The sequence below is a fragment of the Klebsiella sp. P1954 genome, assembly GCF_018199955.1.
Taxonomy (GTDB): Bacteria; Pseudomonadota; Gammaproteobacteria; order Enterobacterales; family Enterobacteriaceae; genus Klebsiella; species Klebsiella pneumoniae.
Window position 1 is genome coordinate 5,277,776 of record NZ_CP073373.1, and the last position, 16,422, is coordinate 5,294,197.

At 60.6% G+C, this 16,422-nt stretch carries 14 protein-coding genes and 1 pseudogene; 10 read left to right on the top strand and 5 right to left on the bottom strand.

The annotated features are described in order from the left end of the window. Nucleotides 1–451: 451 nt before the first annotated feature. The 9 genes and pseudogenes from KB890_RS25380 (at nucleotide 452) to KB890_RS25420 (ending at nucleotide 8,492) form a co-directional block, all read left to right on the top strand. Nucleotides 452–1,273 (top strand): ABC transporter ATP-binding protein, encoded by an 822-nt coding sequence (locus KB890_RS25380; protein WP_004180324.1) that lies wholly within the window; start codon nucleotides 452–454, stop codon nucleotides 1,271–1,273. After that, nucleotides 1,270–2,295, top strand: a complete 1,026-nt coding sequence (locus KB890_RS25385) for a FecCD family ABC transporter permease (RefSeq protein ID WP_004180323.1) — start codon at nucleotides 1,270–1,272, stop codon at nucleotides 2,293–2,295. The genes KB890_RS25380 and KB890_RS25385 overlap by 4 nt, the downstream gene beginning before the upstream one ends. Continuing rightward, entirely contained in the window at nucleotides 2,292–3,344 is a 1,053-nt protein-coding gene (locus KB890_RS25390; protein WP_004180322.1) for a FecCD family ABC transporter permease, read from the top strand. The genes KB890_RS25385 and KB890_RS25390 overlap by 4 nt, the downstream gene beginning before the upstream one ends. Beyond that, nucleotides 3,334–4,311, top strand: coding sequence for an ABC transporter substrate-binding protein (locus KB890_RS25395; RefSeq protein WP_072157830.1), 978 nt, complete (start codon nucleotides 3,334–3,336; stop codon nucleotides 4,309–4,311). The genes KB890_RS25390 and KB890_RS25395 overlap by 11 nt, the downstream gene beginning before the upstream one ends. Then, nucleotides 4,277–5,210: pseudogene (locus tag KB890_RS25400) on the top strand (MurR/RpiR family transcriptional regulator). Before KB890_RS25395 ends, KB890_RS25400 begins: the two are co-directional and overlap by 35 nt. Before the next feature lie 92 nt (nucleotides 5,211–5,302). Next, complete coding sequence (locus tag KB890_RS25405) at nucleotides 5,303–6,070, top strand: basic amino acid ABC transporter substrate-binding protein (protein WP_002908376.1); 768 nt, start codon at nucleotides 5,303–5,305, stop codon at nucleotides 6,068–6,070. A 63-nt stretch (nucleotides 6,071–6,133) separates the two neighbouring features. Next, the gene (locus KB890_RS25410; protein WP_004151161.1) at nucleotides 6,134–6,898 is read left to right on the top strand and encodes an amino acid ABC transporter permease; all 765 of its coding nucleotides are present in this window, start codon (nucleotides 6,134–6,136) and stop codon (nucleotides 6,896–6,898) included. Further along, a complete protein-coding gene (locus KB890_RS25415; RefSeq protein WP_002908374.1) occupies nucleotides 6,885–7,607 on the top strand; it encodes an amino acid ABC transporter ATP-binding protein in 723 nt (240 codons plus the stop codon). The genes KB890_RS25410 and KB890_RS25415 overlap by 14 nt, the downstream gene beginning before the upstream one ends. Before the next feature lie 297 nt (nucleotides 7,608–7,904). Then, nucleotides 7,905–8,492, top strand: a complete 588-nt coding sequence (locus tag KB890_RS25420) for a DUF1062 domain-containing protein (RefSeq protein WP_020325161.1) — start codon at nucleotides 7,905–7,907, stop codon at nucleotides 8,490–8,492. A gap of 128 nt (nucleotides 8,493–8,620) precedes the next feature. Here the strand turns inward: KB890_RS25420 and KB890_RS25425 are convergent, their stop codons facing one another. The 4 genes from KB890_RS25425 to KB890_RS25440 all read right to left on the bottom strand — a co-directional run bounded on the left by KB890_RS25425 (nucleotide 8,621) and on the right by KB890_RS25440 (nucleotide 12,597). Then, the gene (locus KB890_RS25425; protein WP_004143365.1) at nucleotides 8,621–9,013 is read right to left on the bottom strand and encodes a VOC family protein; all 393 of its coding nucleotides are present in this window, start codon (nucleotides 9,011–9,013) and stop codon (nucleotides 8,621–8,623) included. Nucleotides 9,014–9,049: 36 nt separating this feature from the next. Then, nucleotides 9,050–10,282: a multidrug efflux MFS transporter MdtM gene (locus KB890_RS25430; protein WP_004180314.1), complete on the bottom strand. Its 1,233-nt coding sequence runs from the start codon at nucleotides 10,280–10,282 to the stop codon at nucleotides 9,050–9,052. Between the two features lie 565 nt (nucleotides 10,283–10,847). Then, nucleotides 10,848–11,282, bottom strand: coding sequence for a VOC family protein (locus tag KB890_RS25435; RefSeq protein WP_004180313.1), 435 nt, complete (start codon nucleotides 11,280–11,282; stop codon nucleotides 10,848–10,850). Nucleotides 11,283–11,397: 115 nt separating this feature from the next. Then, entirely contained in the window at nucleotides 11,398–12,597 is a 1,200-nt protein-coding gene (locus KB890_RS25440) for an MFS transporter (RefSeq protein ID WP_004148650.1), read from the bottom strand. 295 nt (nucleotides 12,598–12,892) lie between these two features. Here KB890_RS25440 and KB890_RS25445 point away from each other — a divergent pair, with 295 nt between their 5' ends. Then, nucleotides 12,893–14,050, top strand: coding sequence for a M20 aminoacylase family protein (locus tag KB890_RS25445; protein WP_004180310.1), 1,158 nt, complete (start codon nucleotides 12,893–12,895; stop codon nucleotides 14,048–14,050). Nucleotides 14,051–14,092: 42 nt separating this feature from the next. Here KB890_RS25445 and fdhF read toward each other — a convergent pair whose 3' ends face one another. After that, complete coding sequence (fdhF, locus tag KB890_RS25455) at nucleotides 14,093–16,243, bottom strand: formate dehydrogenase subunit alpha (protein WP_004180308.1); 2,151 nt, start codon at nucleotides 16,241–16,243, stop codon at nucleotides 14,093–14,095. Nucleotides 16,244–16,422 lie beyond the last annotated feature (179 nt).

Sequence of the window (16,422 nt, forward strand, 5' to 3'; positions counted from 1 at the left end):
CCTGCAGGCGACATGGGGTTGAGTCATTATCTGTTTCTCGTGAACGAATCTGCCTTTGCGGTCAGATTAAGCCAATAAAATCATTGCCCTGAATAATAAAAGCACTCTGTTTAGCGTCTGAATGCGCCTTCAGATGTGTAATTGAGAATCATTCAATCATGAAGGGATGTAGTAGTAAACGTTATGCAAGATAAAAATTCAACGGCGAGGAATAGGACGTTTTAAACACCTCCAGTAGGGAATGTTCTGTCGTTATCTATCTGATATTATTTTATTTTAATTATATTGCGTTGGCACAGCCTCGCTGTAGTCAGCGTCCCCGTCTGAAGACGAGGGCGAGTATTGACTACTACATTCATCCCCGTCATGATCAAAAGAGAATGAGATTTATTTTGATTTGACTGCAGAATGTCCAGCTATTGCCTGGAACGCTGCGGCGCAGGAGCGAGTTATGCCACAGCGGGTGAAACCTGCAGAGCAGGGGATCGTACTGGATGCCCTGTCGGCCGGCTACGGCCAGACCCTGATCGTTGACGATATCAACCTGACCATTCCCACCGGCAAAATGACGGTGCTGGCCGGGGCGAACGGATCCGGCAAATCCACGCTGCTCTCGACTATCGCCAGAATGCTGAAACCGCTCGGCGGCTGCGTGCGTCTGGACGGGCAAGCCATTCACCAGATGCCGACGAAGACCGTCTCGCGCCAGCTGGGCATCCTCCCGCAATCGCCGTTGACCCCGGAAGGATTGACCGTTTTCGAGCTGGTCTCGCGCGGGCGCTACCCGTGGCAGGGGCTGATGCGCCAGTGGTCCGAGGCCGATGAGCTGGCGGTAGAGGAGGCGCTGCGCTTAACCGGTACCGCCGAATTCGCCCATCTGCCGGTGGACAGCCTCTCCGGCGGCCAGCGTCAGCGCTGCTGGATCGCCATGGCGCTGGCCCAGCAAACGGCCACCATTCTGCTCGATGAGCCGACCACCTGGCTCGATCTGCGCTATCAGGTCGATATCCTTGAGCTGCTCCAGACCCTCACCCGCGAACATGGCCGCACGGTGGTGACAGTGCTCCATGACCTTAACTTTGCGGTGAACTACGCCGATCTGCTGGTATTCCTTAAACAGGGGCGCATCGCCGGCACGATTAGCGACAACGATGTCTGTAGCCCTGAGCTGATTAAACGCGTGTTTGACGTTGACGTGCAGATGTCGATTAACCCGCAAACCGGCAAACCCTTCTTTATGCCGTTTCGCGACCGCCAGGCAGCGGCACAATGAGCGTGGCCATCCTGCTTTCCGCGCGGCGTCGCCCCCGCCCCCGGCTGGCGCTGCTTCTGCTAACGCTGCTGCTTATCGCCGCCTCGCTGGTGCATCTTGGCTTAGGCGCCCGCTGGATCGCCCCGCAGACGGTGCTGCGAGCGCTGCTGGAGTACGATCCGCGTAACTTTGAGCAGCGGATTATCGTCGATCTGCGTCTGGTGCGGCTGGCGGCGGCGCTGCTGACCGGCGCGGCGCTCGGCGTCGCCGGGCTGCTGCTGCAGACGGTGATCCGTAACCCGCTTGGCGAGCCGCATATTCTCGGGCTTAACGCCGGCGCCTCGCTGGCGGTGGTGGCGACCTCGGCGCTGGGCCTGTCCTTCGGCGCTTTCCCCGCCGGGCGCCCGCTGACCGCCGCCTGCGGCGCGGGGCTGCTGTTCGGTGGCGTGATGGCGCTGGCCTCTGCCGGGCGCGGCGGGGCGACGCCGCTGCGCATCACGTTGTGCGGAGTGGCGCTGTCAGGGTTTGCGTCGGCGGTGACGGCGGCGATATTGATTCTCGATGAACAGACGCTGCTGGCGATGCGTACCTGGCTGGCCGGCGACCTGGCCGGACTGAACTGGAGCACGCTGCAGACGGCGCTGGTTCCGGCGCTGATCGGCCTTGGCGTCGCGCTGCTCATTGCCCCACGGCTTAATGTGCTGGCGCTGGGGGATAAGGTGGCGCTGGGCCTTGGCGTTAATCTCGTCCAGACGCGGCTGCTGGGTCTGCTGGCGATTGCGCTGCTCTGCGGCGCGGCGGTGGCGGTGGCCGGGCCGATCGGCTTCGTCGGGCTGGTGGTGCCGCACGTGGTGCGCCGTCTGGTGACGGAAGACATCCGCCTGGCGCTGCCCCTGGCTGCGCCGGTGGGAGCGCTGGCGCTGGTGCTGGCGGATATCGCCGCCCGGACGCTGGCCGCGCCGCAGGAGCTGGCGACCGGGGCGATGACCGCCCTGGTGGGCGCGCCGTTGTTTATCTTTATCGCCGCGAGGTTTTTTAAATGACGCGCGCCGTTCACCGGGCCGGTTTTCGGCCGCTGGCTTTCGCCTCCCGCCAGCTGCTGCTGCGTCCTGCGGCGTTAAAAATTGCCGCCAGCATAGTGCTGACGCTGCTGGCGCTGGGGCTGTACAGCCTCAGCCGCGGCAGCTATCCGCTGCCCGCGTCGACGCTGGCGCGGGCCCTGCTGGCGCCGCAGGAGATGGGCGAGCAGCCGCGCTTTATTCTGTTTGATATCCGCCTGCCGCGGATCCTGATGGCGCTGCTGTGCGGGGCCATGCTGGGGCTGGCCGGCGCGGCGATGCAGAGCATCACCCGTAACGGGCTGGCCGACCCGGGGCTGATCGGCGTCAAAGAGGGGGCCAGCATCGTGGTCCTGGCGCTGGTGCTGTTTTTCCCGGCGGTAGGCCTGGTCTGGCGACCGCTGGCGGGGATGGTCGGCGGCATAGCGGTGGCCCTGCTGGTCCTGACGCTGGCCCGCGACTGTTCGCGGCCGCGCTTTATTTTAATTGGCATCGGCGTCTCCTGGAGCCTGGCGGCCGCGGTCGGCATCTTTATGACCACCGCCGACGTACGCGACGTGCAGACGGCGATGATCTGGCTGGCGGGCAGCCTGCAGGCCGCCACCTGGCCGCTGCTGGCGGTGGCTTTTTGCTGGGCGCTGCCCGGGGCCATCATCCTGTTCTGTACCGCCCGGGCGGCGGACGTGGCGCTGCTGGGCGACCGGACCGCCATCGGCCTCGGCGTACGTCTGCAGCGGCTGACGGTGCTGCGCTTTTTCGCCCCGGTGCTGCTGACCTCGGCCAGCGTCTCCTGCGTCGGCAGCCTGGGTTTTGTGGGCCTGATGGCGCCGCATATGGCGCGTTTCGTGCTGCGCGGCGGCCAGGTATCGCTGCTGTGCGGCAGCGCGCTGATTGGCGCCTTGCTGGTGCTGGCGACCGATACCCTTGGCCGGCTGGCGTTTGCCCCGCTGCAGATCCCGGCGGGGATTGTCATTGCCCTGGTGGGCTGCCCGTTCTTCGTTGTCTTGCTCTGGCGTCGCCGTGATGCCCTTTAACCAGGAAGGTAGTATGCGTTGGTTCGTCTCATTGCTGCTGTTGCTGACGGGGGCCGTCAGCGCCGCCGCCCCACAGACTCAAATTTTCACCGATGATTTAGGCCGCACCGTCACCGTCCCGCTGCATCCGCAGCGCATTGTTTCGATGCACGATCTCGATATTACCATTCCGCTGATTGAGCTCGGGGCGCCGCCGATCGCCAGCCACGGCCGGACGCGCCCGGATGGTAGCCACTACCTGCGATCCAGCGCCCAGCTCACCGGCGTCGATTTCGACAACAGCGATATCCGCTTTATTGGCACCGCCGATATCGATCTGGAAGCGGTAGCCGCCGCCAGGCCGGATCTGATCATCACTGAGCCCAGCCGCCACGTGTCAGTGGAGCAACTGGAGAAGATTGCCCCGACGGTGAGCATCGACCATCTGCAGGGCAGCGCCCCGGAGATTTACCGCAAGCTGGCGCAGCTGACCGGCACCCAGCCGCGGCTGGCGATCCTCGAGCGCCGCTATCAGGAGCAAATCAAGCAGCTGAAAGCGATGGTCAACCCACCGCAGTACAGCGTCTCAGTGATCCAGGCGAACAACGGCAAGGTCACGGTGCATCATTCGTATCATGCGCTGGGCCGGGTGCTGCGCGACGCCGGGTTCCGCTTTCCGCCGCTGATTGAGCGGATCCCCGATGGTCAGCGCATTGACGTCAGCGCGGAACAGCTGCCGGAGCTGGACGCTGATTTTGTCTTCGCCACCTGGCGGTCGGATACCGGCGGTAAGCCGCAGGATGAGCTGCAGGCGATGGAAGGCGTGATGCCCGGCTGGTGCGACTTTATGCGCGCCTGCCGCACCGGGCACTATATTTTGCTGCCGCGGGAAGAGGTGATCTCCAACTCCTACGCCGCGCTGTCCCTGATGGTGGCCCAGGTGCAGTCGCATATTGCCGGCAGGCCGATCCCGGCGGAGGCCAAATGAAAAGCGCGGTAAAAAAAGAGAAGGGCAAAGTCGATCTGTTCGGCGAACGCTATCGCGCCCGGGCGCACCAGCTCTCCCCCCGGCTGCGGGCGGTGGTCAGCTATATCAACGACAACCGCGAGGTGGTGCTGGAGCATACGGCGATGGAGATCGCCACCGCGACCCAGACCTCCGACGCCACGGTGGTGCGTGCCATCCAGGCGCTGGGCTTCGCCGGGCTGCGCGAGCTTAAGCAGACCATGGAGCGCTGGTTCGGCACCTCGGTCACCTCGGCGGAAAAGATGCGCTCGACGGTTACCGCGCTCTCCAGCGACGTCAACTCCAGTATTGATTTTGTGCTTGAAGGCCATCAGCGGGTGTGCGAGGTCCTGTCGCGGGCCGACAACCGCGCGGCGGTGGCTCAGGCGGTGGCATTGCTCAGCGACGCGCGCCAGGTGGGGATCTTCGGTATCGGCGCCTCGGGGATCCTCGCCGAATACACCGCCCGGTTGTTCAGCCGTATTGGCCTGCCGGCGTACGTGATGAACCGCACGGGCTTTAGTCTTGCCGAACAGCTTATCGGCCTGCAGCGCGGCGATGTGCTGATCATGATGGGGCAAAAATCCCCCCATCGCGAAGGGTTGACCACCCTGCGCGAGGCGAAGCGGCTGGGTATTCCGACCATCCTGCTGACCCAGGCGGTGGACTCGCGCTTCAGCCAGGAGGCGCAGGTGGTGATCGACGTCCCGCGCGGCGGGGACAGTAGCCGGATGCCGCTGCACGGTACGGTGCTGGTCTGTCTGGAGATGATTGTCCTGTCGGTGGCCTCTACCACGCCACAAAAAACGGTGAAATCCCTGAAACGAATCAACGATCTGCATCGGGCTATCGGTAAATCCGGCGGTAAACGGGGCCATTGAGAAGATAATTCACCAGCGGGAAGGTTTCCGGTTGCATATAAAAGTGAGTGTGTGTATTTTTATGCAAAATAAATGCATAAAAAGGAAATCTCATGGTCAAGAATTTGCTCAAAGCGTGTTGCATGATAGCCGCGCTGACGGCTGCCGGACAGGCGGCTGCGGAAACCTATACCGTCGGCTCCGGCGGCACCTACCGGCCGTTTGAATTTGAAAACAGCCAGAAACAGCTGGAAGGTTTCGACATCGACATCATCAAAGCCATCGCCAAAGCCGAAGGCTTTGACGTTAAGCTGGTCAATACCCCATGGGAAGGCATCTTCGCCACGCTGAACACCGGCGACCGCGACATCATCATCTCCGGGATCACTATCACCGATAAACGCAAACAGATGGTCGATTTCTCCGCGCCGTACTTCCCGGCCGAACAGTCTATCGTCGTCGCTCAGGACTCGCAGGTGGATTCGCTGGCGGCCCTGAAAAACGAGAAGGTCGGGGTGGTGAACTCGAGCACCGGCGATATCGTGGTTTCTGAGGTGCTGGGTAAAAACAGCACCGCGATCAAGCGCTTCGACAATACCCCGCTGATGCTCCAGGAGCTGTTTGAGGACGGCGTCAGCGCCGCGGTAGGCGACGTCGGGGTGGTGAAGTACTACATCAAACAGCACCCGGAGAAGCAGTTCAAGCTGGTGCCGGATGCCAAATTTGAGCGTCAGTATTTCGGTATTGCGGTGGCGAAAGGCAACAGTGAACTGCTGGGCAAAATCAACGCCGGGCTGCAAAAGATCGTTGCTGACGGGACTTACGCCAAAATCTATAAAACCTGGTTCGACGACAACGTGCCGACGCTGCCAGCGCAATAATCCACCTTTTTCAGTGACCACGGCTATCGCCCAGGCGATAGCCGTATTTTTTAGGGAAGGACTATGACGGGATTCCGTTGGGAGATCATCGAGGAGTACGGCCCGCTGTTTGTGGACGGCGCCCTGATGACGATTAAATGTACCATTATCTGCGTGATCCTCGGGACGCTGTGGGGGTTAACTCTCGGTCTCGGGCGGATGGCGAAGGCCGAGCACGGGCCGTGGAAATATATTCTCCGCTACCTGGTGCAGTTTCCGGTGCGCTTTTACGTCAGCGCCTTCCGCGGCACGCCGCTGTTCGTGCAGATTATGGTGGTGCACTTTGCGCTGGTGCCGCTGTTTATCAATCCGCGCGACGGCCTGCTGGTGACCAGCGGCCTGATGAGCGCCGACTTTGCCCGCGAACTGCGCGCCAGCTACGGGGCGTTCCTCTCCTGCATCGTGGCGATCACCCTTAACGCCGGAGCCTATGTGTCGGAGATTTTCCGCGCCGGCATCCAGTCGATCGACAAAGGGCAGATGGAGGCCTCCCGCGCGCTGGGCATGCCGTGGTGGAAAACCATGCGCAAGGTGATCCTGCCGCAGGCGTTTCGCCGCATTCTGCCGCCGCTGGGCAATAACGCCATCGCCATTGTCAAAGACTCGTCGCTGGCCTCGGCGATCGGCCTGGCCGATCTGGCCTATGCCGCGCGCACCGTCTCCGGCGCCTACGCCACCTACTGGGAACCCTACCTGACCATCTCTCTGGTCTACTGGGTGATCACCTTCCTGCTGGCGCAGCTGGTTAACCGTCTGGAAAAGAGGTTTGGCAAAAGTGATTCACATTAATAACTTACATAAGCGCTTCGGCGACAGCCACGTGCTGCGCGGCATCAGCTGCGATATTAAACCGCAGGAAGTGGTGTGCATCATCGGCCCATCCGGCTCGGGGAAAAGCACCTTCCTGCGCTGCATGAACGCCCTGGAGACGGTCAGCGAAGGCGAGGTGGTGGTTAACGGCTTTGCCGCCCACGACCGGACCACCGACCTCAACAAGATGCGCGAAAGCGTCGGCATGGTGTTCCAGCGCTTTAACCTGTTCCCGCACATGACGGTGCTGGAAAACCTGATCATGGCGCCGATGAATCTGCGCAATATGCCGCGCCAGCAGGCGGTCGACCTGGCGGAAGCCTTGCTGGCGAAGGTGGGCTTAAGTGATAAGCGCGACGCCTGGCCCTCGAGCCTGTCCGGCGGCCAGCAGCAGCGGGTAGCCATCGCCCGCGCGCTGGCGATGAAGCCGTCGATAATGCTGTTCGATGAGCCTACTTCGGCGCTGGATCCGGAGCTGGTGGGCGACGTGCTGGAGGTGATGAAAAACCTCGCCAGCGAGGGGATGACCATGGTGATCGTGACCCACGAAATGGGCTTTGCCCGCGAAGTGGCCGACCGGGTGATCTTCATCGACCAGGGCGTCATTCAGGAAGAGGGCAAGCCGGGGCAGATCTTTAGCGCGCCGAGTAACCCACGCACCGCCGCGTTCCTCAGCAAGGTGCTGTAAACCGGGCGGGCTGGCGCGATGCCAGCCCGCTGAGCATTCCGGGTGTATTGACGAAGCTTTTAATCATCCACGCAAACATTGACAGGGCTCATATATCCGCGATAACCCCTTTGTTAATCTCAGGGTGTCGATTAGGACTTCTCCAGGAAAATAACGTTGGAAATCTTTTTTTAACCCACTGAAAAATAGCGATTAACTATTTTTCATACGCCAAAAATCATGGTCCGTTAATCACGGACTCGGTTTCGTATGGGTTAAAAAAGGTACGTTATGACAGTTACATGGACGGTCACGCCCGTGGGGTATCAGCACATTGTCAAACGCTGCCCCGCCTGCAATGTGAAACGCGACTTCGCGCCTTCCGGCGCCATCCGGGTGAATTCGCAAAAGAAGCTGCTGGATATCTGGAGCATCTATAAATGCACGCGCTGCGATTACACCTGGAATATCGCCCTGTTTTCCAGGCTGCACGTCAGCAAGATAAACCGTGAACTGCTTCAGCGCCTGCTGCAGAACGATGCAGCCATGGTTCACTATTATGCCGCTGACCTCGCGACGCTGAAGCGCAACCGCGCCGAGCCGTCGGGGCAACCTGATTTTCGTATTCACGAGCAATGGTCGGTTACGTTGATGGCATGTCAGCGGATAACGGTGCGCGTCAGAGTCAGTCAGCCATTTCGCATCAGCCTGCTATCAATACTGAAAAAACAGCTCAAGCTGAGTACGGCTGAAATCCGGTGGTTGGTCGCGACAGGGCATATCGAGGGTATTTCACTAAAACAGCTCAAGACGAAAAAGCTGAAGGCGATGGAATATGATTTTCAGCTGGCGGCGGAAACGCTGTATGCGCGACGCCGGATTACGTTATCACTTTGCGGTAGATAACTTGCCGGGAAGATAAGCCGCAGCGCTTGAGCTGCTGGCTTTTTTATTCCTCGGTGAATAAGGACGGCGAAGTTGGCCGTCCTGACTCCCTTATCTCCGCCTGCAAAAGCCACCTCCGCTGCAGCCATTCAATCTGTAGACGCATAGTAAACAAACGCCAGCTTATTGCCGTCGGGATCGCGGACGTAGGCGCTGTGAAAACCGTCGCCATACTGCGGCCGGTGACCGGGACCGCCTTCGTCACGTCCGCCGAGTTGCAGGGCGAGGGCATGCAGTTCCGCAATATGTGCGACGGAGCGGGCGTTAAGCGCCACCATCGTTCCATTACCCACCCCGGCAGGCTGCTGGTCAAAAGGAACACCCACGCACAGCCCGCAGGTGTGATTGCCGTTGAAGGTGCCCCAGGACGCCCCCTGTTCGTTACGGCCGGCTTTGACGTGCCCCAGCAGCGCCATTAACGGGTCATAGAACTTGATGGCGCGTGGCAGATCGTTCGTTCCCAGCATAATGTATGAAAACATTGTGTTCTCCTGTTGCGGGCAAAAAGGCCTAAACCTTCAGGCTGGCTGAAGGAGATGTTGCTGACGGAGTTTTAACAAGCGCGAGACCAGCATGATGACGACGATTCCCGCTATCAGCGCCAGGCAGTGAAAGGCTATTCTGCCGCCAGGCTGGAAGTAAACCCAGCGCGCTACTTCCACCGAGGCCGCCATAAAACTGAGCGCCACAATGTTGATGGTGGCTGAAACCGTCCCTTTCGGCAGGGAGTGGGAAAAAAGCGCAAAACGGAATAATACGGGGAACAACAGGCCTGTTCCGAGGGCATAGAGACTCGTTCCTGAAACGGACCACCACCAGGTATGGGGCCATGCAATATTTCCCGCCAGTAATACCAACAACCCGGTCAGCTGTATCGGGATAGTGCGCCAGATAAAGCGGGGAGAGGTCGGATCCTTGATAAAACGGGCCACGATGATGCTGGCAATAATAACGCCGCCAAAGACAGGCACCTGGGTCCAGGCATAGGCGCCGCGCGACATCCCGCCGTCATCGATCAGGATCACCGGAGAGAGTGCTACCCAGGTGATTATCGGCAGGTTACTGAATGACAACGCCAGCGCGCCCGTGAGCACCACCGGCTGTTTAAAGGCGCGGACAAACTCGGAAAATACCTCTCCCGGACGAAACCCCCGGCCCTGAGAGGTGACCGTTTCTGGCATGTTAAAAATCAGTAACGCCCAGGCCAGCAAGCTCATGGCGCCGATGATCGCAAACAATAACTTCCAGTGCAGGAAATTCATCAGGCCAGCGCCCGCCAGGGGCCCGATTACCGGCGCCAGCAAAACGATGGATGTCAGCGCCGCCATAATGCGGATAGACTCTTTTTCATCAAAAGCCTCCTGGATGGAGACATAACCGACTGTCGAAATGAAGCAGATACTGGTTCCCTGGATAAAACGGGCGATAAGATATTGATCAATCGACGTGACAAAGATCATGCTGAAGCAGGCCAAAGCAAAGATGATGGCTCCGGTCAGTAGTACGGGGCGGCGACCAATGCGGTCGGAGAGCGGCCCCAGCAGCCACTGTAATGCCAGCCCCCCGGCTAAATAGAGGCTGACAGAGGCCGGGGCTAACGCAACATCAGCCTCAAATTCCCGGATGATGTGGATAATACCCGGCTGAATGAGATCGGTAGTCAGATAAGCAGAAAAATCATAGATAACCATCGCCAGCGGAAATAACAAGATTCTGCTAAAACGGATGTACGGTCCCAACGCTAATTTCATACGCGAAGACTCCCTGGTCGGTGACGGTTTCCCTGGTATCGGGGCCTGGTTGATGTGGATCCCTTGCGGCTGTCGTCACAGGCTGGCCGCGGAATGACAAACCGAAAGATAAAATTCGCCTGGCGACTGTCATTGGGTAAGGCAACGCAACGGCATGCAGAGGGAGTGATCGAGCATGGCAGAGGGATAACGCACCGGGTTAACTGGCTGGGGGTGACGTTTCTTATGCGAGGGAGGGGTCTCGCTGCCATCGCGTGGATGTGGAGCGTTTGTCCGCAGGGGACGAGAATGAATAAAGTCGCTTGCTCCTGAGGGGAAACATTCATACCGGGAAACCTTTGTCATCATCATGGGCAAAATAGGCGAACACTCGTCAGTGTCCGCATTCGATTTCAGCACAGTGATAATCAGTCCGGCCAGTGATGGTCGGAAGTCTGATTATCAGATGATTAGGTTGTCCAGCATCGACGCCTCAGCTATGGGTATGAATTATTCATCAAAGAAATGATAACACCTACATTTATTATGGGAATTGCGCAGGTAAGAAAATGTGACTTTCGCCCGCTTACTGCGTGAAGCTGATCGCAACAGACCCGGCGCTGCGCTCAGCCTTGCCATGGTACACCGCCTCAATATTATTCCCCTGCGGATCCAGCACAAAAGCGGCATAGTAACCAGGATGATAGTGTCGTTCGCCAGGCGCGCCGTTATCACGTCCGCCATGGGTCAGCGCCGCATGGTAAAAAGCGTCCACCATGTCACGATCTCTGGCCTGGAATGCCAGGTGGTGGCGCCCAGTCAGTTTCCCGGCAGCCTCCGGGCTGTGGCGTGAGGCCAGCACCAGTTCGTCGGCCAGCAAGTATTCATTGGCGGTGGTGATAACCGGGATCTCCAGCGCCGACAGTACGGCGGTATAGAAGTTTTTGCTTGCCTCAAAGTCTTCGACAACCAGCAGAATATGATCGATCAATCTGCCACGATGTAAGGTATTACTTTCCATGGGATTTCCTCTCGGCTGGGGGCCGGCAATGGTTAACAGCAGTGAGCCAGCAAGAACAGGATACCCTCCGGTGAGGGCCATAAAAAAGGGCTGGCGCCAGGCCAGCCCGTGAGGACTACCGTGCGGACTCCGTCGCCTCGTCCATGTCATCTTCCTGCTCACTGGCAAGCAGGGTTTTCTCGTTTTTGCACAGACACTGAATCAACAGGAACAGCACGCCGCTGGCCACCAGGGTGACGATCAGGCCATCGTAACCAGTGATGCCGATCAGCATGCCGCTGACTACCGGCCCGGCAACGCTGCCGGCGGACCAGAAAAAGCCGAACAGGGCGTTAATCATAATCAGCTTCTGCCCATTGAAGGTTTTCCCCGCCCGCACCAGCGACAGGGTATAAAGCGCGCCCGCCGCGGCGCCCAGCAGCAGACAAATGGCCATCAGCTGAATGCGCGAACCGAGCATCAGCGGTAGGGCCAGCAGCGACAGGCTGAAAACCACCGCGCAGCTCAGATGCACGCGGCGAATCCCGACCCGGTCGGCCAGCCAGCCGAGCGGGGTCTGGAACATCGCATCTCCGGTCAGCACCACGGTGACCAGCAGCACCGCCAGCCCTTCATTCAGCCCTTTGTCCATGCCGTACAGCGGCAGCAGGGCGAGGATGCTGGCGTCAAAGAAGGCGAAGCAGAAGACCCCGGAGGCCAGTACCGGCAGAAAGGCGCCGAGGCTGCGCCAGCTGGCGCGCTCCCCGAGGCTTTCACGAGTGCCGGTGGGCAGATGGCGCAGCATCAGCAGGCAGACGGCGGTGACCGCGACAATCGCTATCAGCGCTGATGTCTGCCAGGCTGGGCCGACGGAGATTAGCAGCGGCCCGGCCAGCTGGCAGCCGGTAAAGGCCGAGGCGTAGAGACCGGTGAGGGTAGCGCGCTGGCTGCCCGCCGCGCCGCCGGTGATCCAGCTTTCGCCGAGTACGATAATGACCCCGGAGGCCAGGCCGGTCAGCAGGCGCGGCAGCAAAAGCAGCGTCATATCGGTAGTCATGCATGAGGCGATGGTGGCCAGCGCCAGCAGGATCAGACTGCCGCTCAGCAGCACGCCCATTTCAACGCGCCGGCACAGCGCAGGAGAGAGGAAAGAGGAGATCATCATGCCGGCGGGCGGCAGGGCGGCCAGCAGGCCGACGTACAGCGGCGCGATCTGCTGCTGCGCCAGCTCAAGACTGATTAACGGCACCGTATAGCCGGTGATAAATCCCACAAGCGACGCGGCCATGATCATCGCCAGCGTGGGGGCAAGACGATTCTGGTCTGGGTTAAACATTTTATTTCCGATGACGGAGAGGTCAGTAGTGGATCCTTCGGCAAATTGCCGTCCTGAGTTGCATAATAATTAATCGACTGGCCGTTGTCACCGTTGAAATCACTACCAAAAAAGGGCCGCAGGGCGGCAGGTGGGCTGTACGCCGCGCCGTCGCCGCATTTCGTGACGTTGTCAGCGTGGTAACGACAGGATATAACGGAGGGAGCGGCAGCGCCCCGACGCCGGTGAGCGACGGGGAAAAACGCGACGCATGACCGATTATTCAGCATTACGCTATGCAGGAAAGGAGTAATACATGGCCGTATCGCCGTCACTGATCGCCGAAGCCGTTGGCTGGCGACGTGAATTTCACGCCGCGCCTGAGCTCGGATATCAGGAACAGGAGACCTCGCGCCGCGTTGCGGAGCTGCTGGCCTCGTTTGGGCTGCAGGTGCATCGCGGGCTGGCCGGCACCGGCGTCGTGGCGACGCTGGAGAACGGCCCCGGGCCGGTTATCGGCCTGCGCGCCGATATGGACGCCCTGCCGATCACCGAGCTGGGGAGCGTCAGCTACCGTTCACGCCGCGCCGGGGTGATGCACGCCTGCGGCCACGATGGCCATACCGCGATGCTGCTGGCGGCCGCCGCCCATCTGGCGCAGACCCGCCATTTCAGCGGTACCGTCCACTTTGTCTTCCAGCCGGCGGAAGAGAACCTCGGCGGCGCGCGCAAAATGGTTGAAGAGGGGTTGTTTGAGCGCTTCCCGATGGACGCCATCTACGCGCTGCATAACTGGCCGGGGATCCCTCTTGGCGAAGTGGCGCTCAGCGATGGCGCGATGATGGCCTCGCTGGACGCCTTCGAGATCACCCTGCGCGGAAAGAGCTGTCATGCGGCGATGCCGGAGAGCGGGGCCGATCCGATCGTCGCGGCGGCGCAGCTGATAATGGCGCTGCAGACCATTCCTTCCCGCCGCTTGTCGCCGCAGGATTCCGCGGTGGTCAGCATCACCCAGATAAACGGCGGCGAGGCGATCAACGTCCTGCCGGACACCGTGGTGCTGCGCGGTACCTTCCGCTGTCTGAGCAATCGCGTTCGCGCCCGCGTGCGGGAGCTCATCGAAAGCTATGTGGCGACCCAGCCGCAGGTGTCCGATGTGCAGGGCGAGATTAGCTGGTTCCCGGGTTATCCGGTGACCAAAAACCATGCGCTGCAGGCGCAGCAGGTGCGCGAGGTGGCCGTCGCCACTCTCGGCGCGCAAGCGGTGCGCTGGAATCAGGCGCCGTCGATGGCCTCCGAAGATTTTGCCTGCATGCTGGAGGCCTGTCCGGGGGCCTATTTCTGGATAGGCACCGACGGCGAAACCCCGTCGAAGCCGCTGCATAACGCCAGCTATGACTTTAACGATGCGCTGATCGGCCCCGGCGTCGCCATGTGGGTGGGGCTGGTGGAGAAACAGCTGCCGGCGGCGTAACCCACCGGCAGCGGCAGAGGGAGCGCGCTGCGCTCCCTGAGGTCAGACGTCGGCAGCGGCTTTCAGTCGCGCTTTCATGTCGCTGTAGGCCGTCCAGGCATAGCGCTCCGCCCATTGCTGGTCGGCAATCGCTTCCACTTTCACCGCACAGTATTTGGTTTCCGGCGTTTTGGAGATCGGATCGAGGTTATCCTGGGTCAGCTCATTGCAGGCGCCCACCCACCACTGATAGGTCATATAGACCGCCCCCGGATTGATGCGATCGCTGAGGTCGGCGCGGGAGATCACCTTCCCGCGCCGGGAGCTGACCCACACCAGCTGTTTGTCGGCGATCCCCAGTCGTTGCGCATCCGCGGGATTCATCTGCACCCGTCCCGGCTCGTCGGCCAGCGACTGCAGCGCGGCGCAGTTGCCGGTCATCGAGCGGCACGAATAATGCCCGACTTCCCGCACGGTGCAGAGCACCAGCGGCCACTCGTCATCCGGGCGCTCCGCCGGCGCGCGCCAGGCGGTGGCGAACAGCTGCCCTTTACCCGAGGGGGTGTCGAAGCGGTTGTCTTTATACAGCCATGGCGTACCGGGATGATCGAGGGTCGGGCACGGCCACTGGACATGGCCCATATCGCCCATTTTCTCCCAGGTCACGCCGTAGAACAGCGGGCAGAGCTCGCGCATCTCGTCCCAGATTTGCTGGTTGTTCTCATAGTGCATCGGATAGCCCAATTCGCTGGCCAGCAGGCTAATGATCTCCCAGTCGCGCTTCACATTTCCCGCCGGAGGGATCGCCTGTTCAAACCGCTGGAACCCGCGGTCGGCGCAGGTGAAGACGCCGCCGTGCTCGCCCCAGGAGGTGGCCGGCAGCAGGACATCGGCCATTTCCGCTGTTTTGGTCATGAAGATGTCCTGCACGACCACGAAGTCCAGCGCCTCGATGCCTTTGCGCACCAGGCCGAGGTCGGCTTCGGTCTGCAGCGGATCTTCGCCCATGATGTAATAGGCTTTGATCTCGCCGGTCAGCGCTTTATGCGGCACCTCAGTGATGCGGGTGCCGACCTGGTCGTCCATCAGCGCCGGGTCGATGCCCCAGGCGGCGGCGAATTTCGCCCGCACGGCGGGGTCGGTGACCTCCTGATAGCCGGGAAACAGGTTCGGCAGCACGCCCATATCGCAGGCGCCCTGTACGTTGTTTTGCCCGCGGACCGGCCCCACGCCGACGTTGGGCCGTCCCAGGTTGCCGGTGAGCAGCGCCAGGCTTGCCAGGCCGCGCACCACGTCCACCGCCTGGCCAAACTGGGTGACCCCCATGCCCCACATAATGGTGGCGGATGGGGCGGCGGCGAACATGCGCATCGCCTCCCGGATTTCCCGCGCGCTGACCCCGACAATCCCTTCCACCGCTTCCGGGGCGTAATCCTTCACCGCCTCGCGGTAAGCATCCAGCCCTTCGGTATAGCGTTCGACATAGGTTTTGTTGTACAGCTCCTCCTCCAGCAGCACATAGCCGAAGGCATTTACCAGCGCCATGTTGCTGCCGTTGTTGAGCTGCAGATGACGATCGGCAATGCGCGCGGTTTCGATGCGCCGCGGATCGCAGACGATGATTTTGGCGCCGTTGTCCCGGGCCTTGATTACCCGGCGGGCGACGATGGGATGGGAGTCGGCGCAGTTGTAGCCAAAGACCAGCAGGCACTTCGAGTTTTCGATGTCGCTAATCGAGTTGCTCATCGCCCCGTTGCCCAGCGCCTGCTGTAGCCCGGCGACGGAGGGGCCGTGGCAGACGCGGGCGCAGCAGTCGACGTTATTGGTGTTCAGCACCGCGCGGGCGAACTTTTGCATCACATAGTTGGTTTCGTTGCCGGTGCCGCGCGAGGAGCCGGTGGTCATGATGGCGCGCGGGCCATGCTTCTCTTTGATCTCCCTGAGCTTGCTGGCGGTATAGCGAATCGCCTCCTGCCAGCTGACCGGCGTGAAGGCGCCGCCTTTCTGGTAGCGGATCATCGGTTGTTTAAGACGGGGCGTCAGGAGCTGCGTATCGTTAAGAAAATCCCAGCCGTAGTAGCCTTTCAGGCACAGCTGGTTCTGGTTGGTGACGCCGTCGGCGGCCTCCGCGCGAATGATTTTATTGTTGTCGACAACCAGTTTAAGTTTGCAACCCGCCCCGCAGTAGGGGCACACGCTCGTGATTTTTTTCATCAGTAACAGACCTGTTAACAGTGAACTGAGGATCGCTGTCGCGCCGGGCCCGACGGGCAACGATCGCGGTATCGCCTGGTGGTGATGCAGACGCAGGCCTGTTGCGCTATGCAGGTCTTGTGCCAGAATTTAAACTCTTGATCTGTATTGAAAAATGAAAAGAGATTGATGACGGGAGC

What these genes read in the sequence shown, in the direction of transcription:
- KB890_RS25425 (WP_004143365.1), bottom strand. Translation starts at nt 9,013, where the DNA reads ATGTTTTCATACATTATGCTGGGAACGAACGATCTGCCACGCGCCATC.
- KB890_RS25405 (WP_002908376.1), top strand. Translation starts at nt 5,303, where the DNA reads ATGGTCAAGAATTTGCTCAAAGCGTGTTGCATGATAGCCGCGCTGACG.
- KB890_RS25440 (WP_004148650.1), bottom strand. Translation starts at nt 12,597, where the DNA reads ATGTTTAACCCAGACCAGAATCGTCTTGCCCCCACGCTGGCGATGATC.
- KB890_RS25395 (WP_072157830.1), top strand. Translation starts at nt 3,334, where the DNA reads ATGCCCTTTAACCAGGAAGGTAGTATGCGTTGGTTCGTCTCATTGCTG.
- KB890_RS25390 (WP_004180322.1), top strand. Translation starts at nt 2,292, where the DNA reads ATGACGCGCGCCGTTCACCGGGCCGGTTTTCGGCCGCTGGCTTTCGCC.
- fdhF (WP_004180308.1), bottom strand. Translation starts at nt 16,243, where the DNA reads ATGAAAAAAATCACGAGCGTGTGCCCCTACTGCGGGGCGGGTTGCAAA.
- KB890_RS25380 (WP_004180324.1), top strand. Translation starts at nt 452, where the DNA reads ATGCCACAGCGGGTGAAACCTGCAGAGCAGGGGATCGTACTGGATGCC.
- KB890_RS25430 (WP_004180314.1), bottom strand. Translation starts at nt 10,282, where the DNA reads ATGAAATTAGCGTTGGGACCGTACATCCGTTTTAGCAGAATCTTGTTA.
- KB890_RS25385 (WP_004180323.1), top strand. Translation starts at nt 1,270, where the DNA reads ATGAGCGTGGCCATCCTGCTTTCCGCGCGGCGTCGCCCCCGCCCCCGG.
- KB890_RS25445 (WP_004180310.1), top strand. Translation starts at nt 12,893, where the DNA reads ATGGCCGTATCGCCGTCACTGATCGCCGAAGCCGTTGGCTGGCGACGT.
- KB890_RS25435 (WP_004180313.1), bottom strand. Translation starts at nt 11,282, where the DNA reads ATGGAAAGTAATACCTTACATCGTGGCAGATTGATCGATCATATTCTG.
- KB890_RS25410 (WP_004151161.1), top strand. Translation starts at nt 6,134, where the DNA reads ATGACGGGATTCCGTTGGGAGATCATCGAGGAGTACGGCCCGCTGTTT.